Origin of the sequence: Pseudofrankia coriaricola, assembly GCF_032027725.1 — a bacterium.
GTDB lineage: Bacteria > Actinomycetota > Actinomycetes > Frankiales > Frankiaceae > Pseudofrankia.
Map to the genome: position 1 here is coordinate 1 of NZ_JASNFO010000121.1, position 12,706 is coordinate 12,706.

At 70.8% G+C, this 12,706-nt stretch carries 12 protein-coding genes; 7 read left to right on the forward strand and 5 right to left on the reverse strand.

Features of this window, described 5'->3' with window-relative positions; translation table 11 throughout:
* On the forward strand, positions 1-316 hold a 316-nt coding region (locus QOZ89_RS42155; protein WP_312629797.1), incomplete at its 5' end, for a zinc-binding dehydrogenase.
* Positions 317-769: 453 nt separating this feature from the next.
* On the opposite strand, the gene QOZ89_RS42160 is transcribed toward QOZ89_RS42155, so the two are convergent.
* On the reverse strand, positions 770-2,248 hold the full coding sequence (locus tag QOZ89_RS42160; protein ID WP_071048177.1) for a DUF1254 domain-containing protein: 1,479 nt from the start codon (positions 2,246-2,248) through the stop codon (positions 770-772).
* 365 nt (positions 2,249-2,613) lie between these two features.
* Here QOZ89_RS42160 and QOZ89_RS42165 point away from each other — a divergent pair, with 365 nt between their 5' ends.
* Complete coding sequence (locus tag QOZ89_RS42165) at positions 2,614-3,054, forward strand: nitroreductase family deazaflavin-dependent oxidoreductase (protein WP_071048178.1); 441 nt, start codon at positions 2,614-2,616, stop codon at positions 3,052-3,054.
* A gap of 72 nt (positions 3,055-3,126) precedes the next feature.
* On the opposite strand, the gene QOZ89_RS42170 is transcribed toward QOZ89_RS42165, so the two are convergent.
* A complete protein-coding gene (locus QOZ89_RS42170; RefSeq protein ID WP_241841647.1) occupies positions 3,127-4,053 on the reverse strand; it encodes an alpha/beta fold hydrolase in 927 nt (308 codons plus the stop codon).
* 206 nt (positions 4,054-4,259) lie between these two features.
* Here QOZ89_RS42170 and QOZ89_RS42175 point away from each other — a divergent pair, with 206 nt between their 5' ends.
* The 3 genes from QOZ89_RS42175 (at position 4,260) to QOZ89_RS42185 (ending at position 6,523) form a co-directional block, all read left to right on the forward strand.
* On the forward strand, positions 4,260-4,532 hold the full coding sequence (locus tag QOZ89_RS42175) for a hypothetical protein (RefSeq protein ID WP_312629803.1): 273 nt from the start codon (positions 4,260-4,262) through the stop codon (positions 4,530-4,532).
* Between the two features lie 258 nt (positions 4,533-4,790).
* Entirely contained in the window at positions 4,791-5,774 is a 984-nt protein-coding gene (locus tag QOZ89_RS42180; RefSeq protein WP_071048180.1) for an LLM class flavin-dependent oxidoreductase, read from the forward strand.
* A 113-nt stretch (positions 5,775-5,887) separates the two neighbouring features.
* Positions 5,888-6,523, forward strand: a complete 636-nt coding sequence (locus QOZ89_RS42185) for a TetR/AcrR family transcriptional regulator (protein WP_071048181.1) — start codon at positions 5,888-5,890, stop codon at positions 6,521-6,523.
* A gap of 402 nt (positions 6,524-6,925) precedes the next feature.
* On the opposite strand, the gene QOZ89_RS42190 is transcribed toward QOZ89_RS42185, so the two are convergent.
* Together QOZ89_RS42190 and QOZ89_RS42195 are read right to left on the reverse strand one after the other, a co-directional pair.
* Positions 6,926-8,137: a cytochrome P450 gene (locus QOZ89_RS42190; RefSeq protein WP_071048182.1), complete on the reverse strand. Its 1,212-nt coding sequence runs from the start codon at positions 8,135-8,137 to the stop codon at positions 6,926-6,928.
* Between the two features lie 606 nt (positions 8,138-8,743).
* A complete protein-coding gene (locus QOZ89_RS42195; protein WP_071048183.1) occupies positions 8,744-9,421 on the reverse strand; it encodes a hypothetical protein in 678 nt (225 codons plus the stop codon).
* A 247-nt stretch (positions 9,422-9,668) separates the two neighbouring features.
* Between QOZ89_RS42195 and QOZ89_RS42200 the strand changes: the two genes are divergently transcribed.
* Positions 9,669-10,118, forward strand: coding sequence for a MarR family winged helix-turn-helix transcriptional regulator (locus QOZ89_RS42200; protein WP_071048184.1), 450 nt, complete (start codon positions 9,669-9,671; stop codon positions 10,116-10,118).
* Positions 10,119-10,388: 270 nt separating this feature from the next.
* On the opposite strand, the gene QOZ89_RS42205 is transcribed toward QOZ89_RS42200, so the two are convergent.
* Positions 10,389-11,897: a DHA2 family efflux MFS transporter permease subunit gene (locus QOZ89_RS42205; protein ID WP_071048185.1), complete on the reverse strand. Its 1,509-nt coding sequence runs from the start codon at positions 11,895-11,897 to the stop codon at positions 10,389-10,391.
* Between the two features lie 89 nt (positions 11,898-11,986).
* Between QOZ89_RS42205 and QOZ89_RS42210 the strand changes: the two genes are divergently transcribed.
* Positions 11,987-12,613 (forward strand): TetR/AcrR family transcriptional regulator, encoded by a 627-nt coding sequence (locus tag QOZ89_RS42210; RefSeq protein ID WP_071048186.1) that lies wholly within the window; start codon positions 11,987-11,989, stop codon positions 12,611-12,613.
* Positions 12,614-12,706: the final 93 nt, after the last annotated feature.

The following is a 12,706-nucleotide window of genomic DNA, read 5'->3' on the forward strand; positions in this document are numbered from 1 at the left end:
CGAGTGCGCGGGGAAGGCCGCGCTGCTCGACGCCTGCGTCACCGCGGCCCGGCCGCGGGGCCGGATCGTCATGGCCGGGGTGACGATCGAGCCGACTCCGTTCCAGTCGTGGGCGGCGGTGATGAAGGAGGTCACGCTCAGCTTCGCCGTCTACTACACGCCGGAGGAGTTCCGCACCGTCATCGCCGCGTTCACCAGCGGCCTGATCGACCCGGCGCCGCTGCTGGCCAGGCAGGTCGAGCTCACCCAGGTGAACGAGGCGTTCGCCGACCTCGCCCAGGTCGTCGCCAACGGGAAGATCCTCGTCCGGCCCTGACACCGCCACCGCCGCTGCTACCGCGGCTGTCGCAGCATGCTCGGCCGGGACGCGGCCACCGCGACCCTGCGCGAACGGGCCGAGCGATTCGGCGCCGGCCAAAACCCGACCGCGTCCGGGCACAACCTGCCGCCGGTCTGACAGGTACGAGATCGGGGTGGCGGCCAGGCGCACCATCCGTCCGGCCGCCCCCGCCCCAAACGTGCGTACCGCTCATGATCGGGTGGCATTTTCGGCGCCATACCCGGAAAATGCCACCCGATCATGAAGCGCCGCGCCGCCGGCATCGACCGGTCGCGTCCCTGGCGCGCGGGGGTACTCCGCTGGCGCCTGGCCCATCCCGGTCTCTGGCCTGTAACCGAGAGTGGTGGAATGTAGCGCGGGAAGGCTCAGTGCAGGTGCCGGTCGGAGGTGGCTGCTCGGCCGAACTCATCGGCGTACTCGGGACCGGGTTCAGCCGTTGACCCGGGTGACCGGCGGCGGCGCCCAATGCCGACCCGTCGCCGCGGCGGTCGGCAGGTAGACCCGCAGGAGGAGATTGAACCCACCGGTCGCCGACGCGGGCAGCCAGTTCGCGGTCGGGCCGGCGGGCTGGGTCGCGGAGACGTAAATGTCGAGCGAACCGTCGGCGCCGACGGCGAGCCCTTCGGTGCGGTCGCCGACTGCGTATACCCGGGCCCGGTTGTCGACGAGGAAGTTGTCCTCGCCGTACATCGTGAGGGACCAGAATCCGCCGGGGCCGGCCGGCGGCAGGTGGTCGGCGGGGAAGTGAAGTTGGTAGCTCGCGGCGCCGGACAGCGGCTTCCCCGTCGAATCGGAGCGAGTGCCGTAGTAGATCGCTTCTTCCTGGACATTGGCGGCCAGCAGCCCGGCGGCGACGGCTGCGCGGGTCAGGTAGTCCGTGCCGTACTTGCCGAACCCATACGACGCGGTCCACGTGCCGGCCGGTTCGCCGATGTCGTCGACCGCGCGGGTCACGGTGGCCTCGGCGTCCTGCGCCGCCCTGGCCAGCATTGCGACCACGGTACGGTCCGGGTTCCTGCTCGGCGTCGAACCGGGTGTCACGCCGATGGTGACAAGCGCGTTGACGACCGGCCGGTCGGCGGCCGGCGGCGGGTCGCTGAGCAGCAGCGCGGCGAGTTCGTCGAAGAACGCGGCGCCGCCGTCCGTCGGCTCCTGCGGATCGGACGGGTGGTCGCAGTCCGGTGCGGGCAGTGGCGGCGGCACCGTCGCCGGGGTGACGGTGCCCCCGCCCGTGGTTGCGCCCGCCGGCTGGGCGGGCGCGAGCTGGAAGCTGCGTTGCGCGATCTTCGCCGCGGCGAGGTCGCTGGGCCCGCGGACCAGGGTGCGCCCCACCAGCCAGACGTCCCAGGTCGGCGCGTCGATGACTGTCACCTCGCCGGTCGCCTGACCGGCCAGCTCGCCGGTCCATCCGGGCGGCACCACGGCCCACCGTCCGGACCGGCCGCCCGTCGCCCTCGTCCCGATGTTGGCGAAGGTGTTGCTGTAGACGTCGAGGAACTGGTAGCTGAAGTAACGGTCGGTGATCTCTGGCACGGTCAGGACGAACGGCCCCGCCCGCAGATCGAGCCAGGCGGACGAGTACAAGGTGTCGACGTTGGGCGCGACGACCCGCCGAGCCGTCGGCGTGGCCAGTTCGAGCTGGTGGACCAGGTTGTTCGCGCCGACCAGGCAGACCAACGAGGCGCGCGTGCGGGTCATCGTCACACCGGCGTACCCGTAGACAGCCCCGTCGAGGGCGACCTGCGCGGCCGAACGCGGTTGGGCCCGCTCGCTCGGCGTCGGTGCCGCGTCGGTGCCGCCAGAGCCGCCAGAGCATCCCGACGCCGTGGCACCGAGGGCCGAGGCGCCGGCGAGCAGCCCGAGCACGCCAAAATGTCGGCGATCCAGCGACCTCGGCGGCAGACTCATCGGCACTCCTGGGGCGCGGCAAAGAATGGCCGGATGGGCCGGACAAGTGGGTACAGGAGGCAACGATGACATGCCGTCCGCGTGCGCCCGGCGCTGGCCGTCGTAGATCGTCCGCCTGCGCCGGTTCGACTACGGAAGGTCGCCCATCACCGGCCCCATCCACGACATCGTGGACCGCGGCAGCCAACACGCAGTGACGCGACACATACGGCCGGCGAGAGACGACCCGCGCTGGCTGCCCGACACATGGCGGGCTCCGCCTGCGTCGGTGTGCGGAAGCCGAACAGCCTGAGGGCCGAACATGCTGCGCACCATCACCTCGAGATCGGCAGGCGGGATGGCGCGGCGCGGGGTTGAATCGGCGTATGACTGGCACCGGTGGCTACGAGCCGAGCCCCTCGGACTGGGTGCGCGAGCAGGTCGAGGAGTACGAAAGTTCCGGCGGCACCCGTGGCACGACGCTGAACGGCCGGCCGGTCGTCATCCTCACCACGGTCGGCGCGAGGTCGGGCAAGATTCGCAAGAGCCCGCTGATGCGGGTCGAGCACGACGGGCTCTACGCCGTCGTGGCCTCGCTCGGCGGCGCTCCGAATCATCCCGTCTGGTACTACAACGTGCGCGCGCACCCCGAGGTGGAACTCCAGGACGGGCCCACCCGGCAGAGCATGGTGGCCCGAGAGGTGACCGGCGACGAGAAGGCGGTCTGGTGGGACCGGGCTGTCGCCGCGTACCCGGACTACGCGGAGTACCAGAAGAAGACCAGCCGGCAGATCCCCGTCTTCGTCCTGAAGCCGGAAACCCGATAGTCGGGATCGTCGCCGGGACAGAGCTCGAGGAATCTGCTCGGTGTGCGTGAGGGCTGGGACCAGAACTCGCCCTCACGCGCGGAGGAAGCCGATGAGCTGGGTGCTCACCTCGTCGGGTAGGTCGTGCTGGATCCAATGGCCCGCGTCGGAGTAATGGATCGTCCGTGCGTTGGGGGCGAGGTCGGGCGGCGGTTCGGCGAGGTCGCTGCGCAGGTGGGGGTCCCGGTCGCCGAAGAGAACCAGGGCCGGGATTTCTGTCCGGCGGATGTGGTTGCGCCGCAGGTCTTTCCGGTCGCGGATGAAGGCGCGGTAGTAGTTGATCGTCGCGGTCAGGGTGCTGTCGTCCTTGTAGGCGAACCGGTACCGGTCGATCTCCTCGGGCGGGAAGGGGGCGCTGGGCTCCGTCTCGTAGACGGTCAGCAGGCCCTTCCGGCCCCGGGCTCCGAGCAGTTTCTCGGGGAGGACCGGCAGGCAGAAGAAGAACATGTACCAGCTCTTCTTCAGCTGGCCCCAGGTGCGGAACCCGGCGAACAGGCTCTCCGGGTGCAGGATGTTCAGCACGGCAAGCCGGTGGAGCCGTTCCGGATGGCGCATGGCGAAGAACCAGGCGACGAGCCCGCCCCAGTCGTGCCCGACCAGATGGACGCGGTCCTCGCCGAGATGCTCGATCAGCCCGTCGATGTCGTCGCAGAGCACCCTGGCCTGGTAGTTCCAGACGCCGACGGGCTTGGTCGACAGGTTGAACCCGCGCATGTCCGGCGCCACCACGCGGAAACCGGCGGCGATCAGCGCGGGGATCTGCGCCTTCCACGTGTACCAGAAGTCCGGAAATCCATGCAGCAGGAGCAGTGTCGGGCCTTCACCGCCGATGACATAGTGCAGCGTGACGCCGTTGACCGTCGCATATCTGTGCTCTATCGACCCGTCGAGGTCGTTCGTCATCTGCGTCTCCTCGCCGCGCTCCGCGCCGCCCGCCCGGCCGTTCGCCACGGATCCCACCCAAGGCTCCGGCGCGTCAGGGACGCGACCCCATGCCACTCGGTCGGGGCCGTTTCCGATCTTCGCGCCAGTTGCCTACCCGCGGCGATGCTGGACGATCTTGGCTTAGCTTGGCGGCCTTGGGATGTGACCGGTCGATGCTGCCGGGGCCGCACGTCATGATCTAGTGGGATTGGGAGCTATCGCTCCGAGGATTCCATCAGATCATGAAGGGCTCGCACGCTGGGGGCCAAGGCGCGCGGCGCGGCGCCGACGTCCGGCCGGTCGGTCGCCCCGGACCAGAGCCACCTAACGCCCCGGTCTTCGACGCCGACGGCACGGTCGTCGTCGTCCTGTGCCTCGTCTGCGCGACCGGCGATGGCGGCATGTCCGTGCGCGCCGGCTCCGAGATCCTCCAGCTCGGCGACAGGGTGCGGGCCGCCGCCGACTCCCTGGCCGCGGCGACCCACGGCCGGCCGCCGGCCTCGCGCGGCGCCTGAGCGTCGCGCCTGCCACCCGGTGCCCCACCGGCCGCCCCCGGTGCGCGGCCGTCTCCGCCGCGGGCCGCGGGTGAGCCGTGGTGACGTGCGCGGCGGTGCGTCGAGCGTTCCGCCCAGTTGACAGGCCCACCCGATTTCGGGATGTTCCATCCCGAAATCGTGCCGTACCCGGTCGCGGGGCGGACTCGGACGGTCTGGGACACGCGACTGCCGGGCCCGAGCTCTCGGCACGTCCCGCCCGGCACAGGAGGTTCGGCGATGTTCATGATGCGGTTCGACATGCGAGCGCCGGCGACGGGGGCACCCGCGCGGGACCTGTACGCCGCCGCGATCGAGATGGCCGCGTGGGCCGAGACGCGCGGCTGCGTGACGGTGGTGCTCTGCGAGCACCACATGTCGGCGGACGGCTACCTGCCCGCGCCGCTGGTCCTCGCCGCGGCGATGGCCGCCCGGACCTCCGCCGTCCCGCTCTCCGTCGCCGCCCTGCCGCTGCCGCTGTACGACCCGATCCGCCTGGCCGAGGAGATGGCGGTGCTCGACATCGTCAGCAGCGGGCGGCTCTTCTACGTCGCCGCCATCGGCTACCTGCCTGCCGAGTACGAGATGTACGGCGTGGACTTCCGCCGTCGCGGCCGGCTCGCCGACGAGCTGCTGCCACTGCTGCTGCGTGCCAAGACCGGCGAGGCCTTCGAGCACGAGGGCCGCCGCATCCAGGTCACCCCGACACCGCTGACACCGGGTGGGCCGACGGTCTTCTGGGGCGGCGGCAGCCGCGCGGCCGCCCGGCGCGCCGGGCGGCACGGCATCGGCTTCCTGGCGCAGAGCGACAACAAGGAACTGCAGGCCGCCTACGAGGAGGCAGCCCGCGCGGCCGGCCACGAGGCCGGGATGTGCATGCTGAACTCGCCGGACAAACCCACCACCGCGTTCGTGGCGGAGGACGTCGACCAGGCGTGGGACGAGCTCGGGCCCTACCTGATGCATGACGTGCGCAGCTACGCTGCGTGGAACGAGGGCAACACCGACACCGCGAGCCTGTCGTTCGCGCGGACCGCCGAGGAGCTGCGCGCGGAGCGACGCAGCCATCAGGTCTTCACGGTCGACGAGGCCGTCGAGCTCGTGCGGGCGGGCGAGATGCTTCAGTTGCACCCCCTGGTCGGCGGCCTGCCGCCCGAGATCGGCTGGCGCTACCTCACGACGGTGGTCGAGAAGGTGCTCCCCGCGGCCCAGAAGCCCGCGTAGCGGCCGGCCCGCGGACGTGTGGGCGCGGCACGGGGAGGTCGTCCGCTCCGCCAGCCGGCTGGCAAAAACAGGATCGAGGCTCCCGTAATAGCTGGTCGCCGTACGATCGGCTCATGACCCCGGACCAGCCGCACGGACGGCGGGGTCGTCCCCGTGACGTGAGCATCGACATCCGGGTCCTCGACGCCGCCCGGCAGCTGCTCGTGGAGCAGGGGTTCGAGGCGACCACGGTGCAGGCGATCGCGGAGCGGTCCGCGGTCCACGCGTCGGCGATCTACCGCCGGTGGCCGTCGCGGGTCGAGATCATCGAGCAGGCCGTGTTCCCGGGGCTGTCGCCGGTCACCGTGCGCCCGACGGGTGACCTGCGCCGGGACCTGCGCCGGTTCGTCCGCGCCTACGCGTCGACGATGGCGGGCCCGGCCGCGCGGGCCGCGGTGCCGGGGCTGCTGGCCGTCTACCAGGTGGCCGGCCGCGCGAACGCCGCCGAGACGTGGTTCGCCGTGTCGGCCCGGCCCCAGTTCCTCGACGTCCTGCGGGCCGCGCCGCCCGGCAGCGTGGACCCGGCGGCCGACCCCGACGACGTCTTCGACACGCTGCTCGGCTGCGTCCTGGCGAGGACGCTCATCCCCACCGTCGCCCAGCGCGACCGCCCGCTGGAACGCCTCGTCGACATCTGCCTGCGCCTGCTGCAACCGATGACCACGCAACCGGCGGCCGCGCGGCCGGCGACCGTGGTCGCCCGCCCCTGACCGCATGGAGTGGAGATGACAGGGGGTGGCGTGCCATCCTGGCTCCCGCTCCTGGGGAGGGGCGAGGTGCCGTCGCCCGTCGAGAGAAGGGGCGACGGGTGGCTACCGCCGGCCGGGCCGCCGTGACGGTCCCCGACGCGCGCCGCGCGTGGCGTCGCCGCGCGACATGACTCCCCTCGCCTTCAGCGGATATGGGAGGGAGCCTCCCATAAGTGTTGGACGGGGTCGAACGGTGCCCATGGCGGCCTCGGCTTCTCCTGGTGGGCCGTGGAGAATCATCGCCGGTTACCGATATTCGGAGGCGGGTGACGATGCCCGGCAACGGCGAGCGGGCGCTCGGTCAGCCGACCTCCGGCCGCCCATATCGGGTGAGACTATCCTGTATCTGCAGGCGGTGGCTCGTCAGGCCGCAAGGAGCCGGACCGGCATCGCGGTGACGCCGTTGACGAAGTTGGAGCGCAGCCGGCTGGGCGGCCCGAGGAGCTCGACGCGGCGCACCCGGGCGGCGAGCGTCCGGTACATCAGCTCGATCTCGAGCATGGCGAGGTGCCGGCCGAGGCAGAAGTGCGGCCCGCCGCCGCCGAAGCCGAGCTGGGGGTTGGGGCTGCGGCCGATGTCGAAGGTGTACGGGTCGTCGAAGACCGACTCGTCGAAGTTCGCCGAGGCGTAGAACATGACGACCTTGTCGTTCTCGCGGATGAGCTGGCCGCCGAGCTCGACGTCGCGGGTGGCGGTGCGGCGGAACCCGTTGACCGGGCTGACCCAGCGGACGATCTCGTCGGCGGCAAGCGGGGCCAGGCCGGGGTCCGCGCGCAGCCGCTCCCACTGGTCGGGATGGTCGATCATTGCCTGCATCCCGCCGGCGATCGCATTGCGGGTCGTCTCGTTGCCGGCGAACATCAGCAGCAGGAAGAACAGGTCGAACTCCAGCTCGGAGAGCTCCTGGCCCTGCTCGTCCCGGGCGACCAGGCGGCTGACGATGTCGTCGGCCGGGCAGGCGCGCTTGGCCGCGCCGAGGTCGTTGGCATACCCGTAGGCCTCCATGACGGCGACCGCCGCGTCACCGTCGTTCTCCATCCGCCCGTCGGTCGCGGCGGCGAGCCTGTTCGACCAGTCGAACAGCTTGCTCCGGTCCTCGACCGGCACGCCCATCAGCTCGGCGATCACGATCAGCGGGAGGTCGGCGGCGCAGAGCTCGATGAAGTCGCCAGAGCCGGCCGCCAGCGCCGCGTCGACGATCCGCTCGCACGTGTCCCGCAGGTGCTCGGTCATCCGGCTGACCATCTTCGGGGTGAACCCGCGGTTGACCAGGCCGCGCAGCCGGTTGTGCTCCGGCGGGTCCATGTTCAGCATCATCAGCCGCTGCTGGGCGAGCTGCTCGTCGGTGATCTCGCCCAGGTTCGCGGTGCACCGGTTCGACGAGAACAGGTCCGGGCTGCGGGACACCCGCGTGACGTCGGCGTGCCGGGTGACCGCCCAGAGGCCGCCGGGCCGCTCGTGGTCGGGATGGTGGAAGACGGGGGCCTGCGCGCGCAGCACCCGGAAGTCCTCGTGCGGGATGCCACTCTCGTAGCGGGCGGGGTCGTAGACGTTGACGGTGTCCAGCGACGGCATGCGGTCCTCCGAACGGCGCGACGGGGCAACGCGGGGCTCCGGGCCTCCCGCCCGCCGAGATCGGTCCGGCGGCCGGCCGGTCGGGCGGACCGGCGCGCCGAGGATGCCCGCGGCGCAGAAGAGGTCCCGGGACTTTACGGAACTGTCGACAATGACAAATGTGCTGCTCGGCGGTGCTGGCCGGTGTGGCGGGCGGATCGGTCGGCGGCCGTTGTGCGCCGTCCGGCGAAAGGATACTTTATGCAACATCTGGTCGTACGACCCGCCGCTCGCGGCGGTCGCCTACTCCGGGCCACGCCGAGGTGTTCTGGAGCCGGCGCGGTGAGCCGCGCGGAACCGCCCGTCAGTGATCCTGGGGACAACGGCCGCCGGGTGCGCGAAGGAAGATCATTTTCGCACACCCTTTGGCCCTCTAGCGGAGCGGGTGGTCTGGCAGCTGGAGGACGCTCAGTACCCTCTTGATCCAGGCGGGTGAACCGGAAATCGGCGAGTGTTCCGGTGGGGTCACCGCGGGGTGATCTTGAATGCTCGAGCTCCACCAAGCGATGCCCGATGCGGGTCGTTCTCGCGCGGCCGCTCGTGAAGTTCGGGTGTTCCACGCCTGCCCTACTGCTCATCACTGTGAACGGTGACGGCCGCGACGTCGGGAAGTCGCCGGTCGGTGGCCGAGGTCGGCACCAGCCGCGTCACGGAATCCGGCATCGGCCCGACGGTGAAGACGTGCACCTGGGAACCGACAGTGACTGTCGCGAAGGAGGCTTCGGACGGAACAGTGTCTGGGAGGGCGATGTCGTGGGATCCGGCGGCGAGGTCGCCGTCGAATACCTGCATGGAGGTGCTGGTGGGCTCAGGGGGTGTGAACGAGGTGGCCCACAGAGCCTCGACGGTGACGTGGGCGGCTTCGGAGAGCGACACACGGTGGGTTCGCTCAGCGGCGTCGTATGTGATCTCGGCGGCGTCCGAGGGGTCCTCACAGGTGACGACCTCGACCTGGGCGGCGATGACTCCGGCGATGCCGGCGAGTCCCTGGACGAAGGTGACCCCGGAGTTGCGCCTGGAGATTTCGTCGCGGAGGTACTGCTTGGTGTCGGCGGGAACCATGCCACCGAATACCAGCACGTCGAGATCGCTGACGTCGTAGTCGTCGAGTACCTGGCCGAACTGGTTGGTCGCGTCCGCGAGATAGCCCTTGGCGCGCAGCATGTCGACTGCCGCCATGAGAACGCCGGGACTGCGCCCGACGATGAGGACGCGAGCAGCTCCGTGGGTCGGCATGGCATTCATCGTGAGATCTCCGTGGTGGGTTGTGGACCAGCCATGAGCTGTGGCTGGTCGGCTTCCGCTTCGACCGGATGGTGGGCCGGGTCTTCGTCGTGAGTGTTCTTCGTAGCCAGGGCGAGGACCGCGGCGGCCGCGGCGAAGGCCGCCCCGGCGGCCAGGCGTGCCGCAGGCCTCCCATGTTGGCATGACCAATGTTGGCTCGGCCAACATATAGTGTGTTGGCCGGGCCAACAACTGGTAACCTGAGGCCATGCCCGCGCATCACGACGAGGCCGGTCGCACGCTGGACCGGGTCAAGGAGCGCCCGACCTGGCTGATCAGCCGTGCCTTCTCGCGCTCCTCGGCGCTGCTGGCGGCCGGCTTCGAAGCCCACGGTGACGGACTGCGCGGATATCACTACAGACTGCTGGCCGCGCTCGAGCAATGGGGGTCTGCGAGCCAGGCCGATCTGGGCCGGGACACAGGTATTGACCGAAGTGATGTCACCGCCGCTCTCACCGAGCTCGAGTCGCGGAATCTCGTCGAGAGGAGGACTGACCCCGACCACAAGCGTCGGAAGATCGTCACGCTCACTCCTCAGGGCGCCGACGCTCTCCTTAGGCTCGACGCCGTTCTTGACGGGATCCAGGAGGAGGTGCTTGCTCCCCTGACCGCGGCGCAGCAGCGCCAGTTCGTCGATCTCGTGTCTCGGCTCGGGTAGCGAGGAGGGACCGAGACGTAGCACCTTCCGCTGGGCCGACTGGCACAACCACCGCCGCCTCCACCGGGCCCGCGGCGACGCTCCCCCCGCCGAACTCGAAACCGCCCACCACCGCCAACAGACCGTCCTCGTCGAGGCCGGCCGCTCAACACCCTGAGTCTCCGGCCACGCCCGGGGCGGTCGACGAGGCCCCGGCCCGGCTGACCTGCCCGCCGCGCCGGGGCCTCGAATCGCAGGCGGCGTTTCGGTGCTGCCGCCGGAGGCCAGCCTCTATCCGTCGATCGCTGCCCTCGGTGTGGCCACCGCGGACGGGGTCGCCGCCGGAGCCGCCGGCACCGGCGGGCGGGAGTTGGTGGCGCGCAGCGCGATGGCGGCGGCGGCCAGGAGGAACATCGCGGCCACCAGCAGCGCGTTCTGGAATCCCTCGGTGAGGGCTGCCGCTTCAGGAGCGCCGGTCGCGGCCACGTCCTGGGTGCGTGACGTCGCGACCGCGCTGAGGATGGCGACGCCGAGTGCCCCGCCCAGCCAGGTGGAGGCGTTGATCAGTGCCGCCGCGAGCCCCGCGGTCTCCTCGGGCACGCCCGTCTGCGCCGCGGTTGTCACGCCGACGAAGACCAGACCGAGTCCGGCCGCCAGCACCAGCAGCGGGCCGAGGAGGTCGGCGAGGAAGGTGCCGTCCGCGGGGATGCGGGAGAGCCAGAACAATCCGGCCGCCCCCAGCAGCGAGCCGGTCACGATCACGGGCCGGGTGCCCAGCCGGGTGATGAGCTGGGCGCCGACGCCGGCGGCGATGGCCACGCCGAAGGTCGTGGGGAGGTACGCGGCCCCCGCCTCGATCTCGGAGAACCGGAGGACGTTCTGCATGTACAGGGTGATGAAGAAGAACATCGCGTAGAAGCCCGCCATCGCGAGAACCTGGGTGACGTCCGCCGGGACGAGGCCCTTGACCCGGAAGATCGAGAACGGGACGAGGGGGTTGCGGTGGCGCAGCTCGTATCCGGCGAACACGAGGACCAGGAGGCCGGAGCCGACGAGCCCGGCGACCGTGCCCGTCGCGTCCCAGCCGCGCCCGGGTGCCTCGACGATCGTGTAGACGAGCAGCAGCATGCTGGCGGTGACGAGCAGGGCGCCGAGGACGTCGAAGTTCGCCAGGTCCCCGCGGTCCCGGTCACGGTCGCGCGGGATGAGGCGCAGCGTCGCGCCCAGCACGGCCAGGCACACGGGCAGGTTGACGAAGAAGACCCACCGCCAGCCCGGCCCGGCGGAGATGAGCCCGCCGAGGAAGACGCCGACGGCGGAGGCGAGGCCGGCCAGGGCTCCCCACATCCCGAGCGCCTTGGCCCGGTCCTTGGGTGAGGTGAACGTGGTGGTCAGGAGCGACAGCGCGGCCGGGAGCATCGCTGCCGCGCCTACCCCCTGGATCAGCCGGAACGCCACGAGCGCGACGTCGTCCTGCGCCAGGCCCGCGCCGGCCGAGGACAGGAGGAACACCGCCGTGCCCGCGAGCAGGAGCCTTCGGCGCCCAATCAGGTCGGCCGCGCGCCCGCCGAGCAGCATCAGCCCGCCGTAGGTGAGGAGGTAGCCGCCGAGCACCCATTGAAGGTTCTGGATCGTGAAACCGAGGTCGGCGCGGATCGAGGGGAGGGCCACGTTGACGATCGATGCATCGACGAAGTCGAGGAATCCGACCGCGCAGAGCAACGCCAGGGTCTGCTTGCCGCGCCGCGTCGCGAGTACCGACTCGGTCGGTACGGGAGCCGGCTGGGCGGGAGCCGCCATGGATGATCTCCAGGGATAGGAGTTAGTAAGTTAACTAACTCATACCACGTGGACGGAGTGGCGCGGGCGTGGGTACAGTCGTGAGTGAGATGACTGACTCAGAACCGGTGGCGCGGCCGCCGGGGCCGCGGTCGCCGACGGCCAGGCGCGGAAAGCGCGAACGACTGATCGGCAGCGCGACCGAGATCGCGCACAGCCATGGCGTCCAGGGGACGACGCTGGCGTTGGTGGCCAAGGCCGCTGACGTGCCGATCGGCAACGTGTACTACTACTTCAAGACACGAGACGATCTTCTCCGCGCCGTCGTCGACGAGCATGCTCGGCGTGTCAGCGACCTACTCGCCGCCCTCGACCGGCGGTCGACCCCCAGGGCCCGTCTTCAGGGGCTGGCGCACAACTGGGCTGAGGCCGCCGATCTGGTGGCCGCGCGCGGCTGCCCGATCGGCGGCCTCTCGGGTGATCTCGGCAAGCTCGATGGTGACCTGCACGACTGTGCCTCGCGGCTGCTGCGCATCCTCATCGACTGGGCCACCCGCCAACTGACGGAGCTCGGCGTTCCGGACGCGCCCGCGGAGGCGGTGTCGCTGCTGGCCAGGGTGCAGGGCGCAGCCTTGTTCGCCAACGCCTTCGACGACCCGAAGCTCCTCACCGAGGAGGTGGCCCGGATCGAGCGCGCGATCGATGACCTGGCCGACGCCGCGGAAGCGGCGCGCTAACCGGACCGGGGCGGGTGCATCGGCCTAGATCGTGATCTGTGTCCGCACGACCCTGGGGTGTATGGTTCGCCGTTTGGCTGTGTCGATTGATCG

Excerpts from the sequence above, each read along its gene's own strand:
- QOZ89_RS42160 (WP_071048177.1), bottom strand. The coding sequence starts at position 2,248 with ATGAGTCTGCCGCCGAGGTCGCTGGATCGCCGACATTTTGGCGTGCTC.
- QOZ89_RS42165 (WP_071048178.1), top strand. The coding sequence starts at position 2,614 with ATGACTGGCACCGGTGGCTACGAGCCGAGCCCCTCGGACTGGGTGCGC.
- QOZ89_RS42175 (WP_312629803.1), top strand. The coding sequence starts at position 4,260 with ATGAAGGGCTCGCACGCTGGGGGCCAAGGCGCGCGGCGCGGCGCCGAC.
- QOZ89_RS42180 (WP_071048180.1), top strand. The coding sequence starts at position 4,791 with ATGTTCATGATGCGGTTCGACATGCGAGCGCCGGCGACGGGGGCACCC.
- QOZ89_RS42185 (WP_071048181.1), top strand. The coding sequence starts at position 5,888 with ATGACCCCGGACCAGCCGCACGGACGGCGGGGTCGTCCCCGTGACGTG.
- QOZ89_RS42190 (WP_071048182.1), bottom strand. The coding sequence starts at position 8,137 with ATGCCGTCGCTGGACACCGTCAACGTCTACGACCCCGCCCGCTACGAG.
- QOZ89_RS42195 (WP_071048183.1), bottom strand. The coding sequence starts at position 9,421 with ATGAATGCCATGCCGACCCACGGAGCTGCTCGCGTCCTCATCGTCGGG.
- QOZ89_RS42200 (WP_071048184.1), top strand. The coding sequence starts at position 9,669 with ATGCCCGCGCATCACGACGAGGCCGGTCGCACGCTGGACCGGGTCAAG.
- QOZ89_RS42205 (WP_071048185.1), bottom strand. The coding sequence starts at position 11,897 with ATGGCGGCTCCCGCCCAGCCGGCTCCCGTACCGACCGAGTCGGTACTC.
- QOZ89_RS42210 (WP_071048186.1), top strand. The coding sequence starts at position 11,987 with ATGACTGACTCAGAACCGGTGGCGCGGCCGCCGGGGCCGCGGTCGCCG.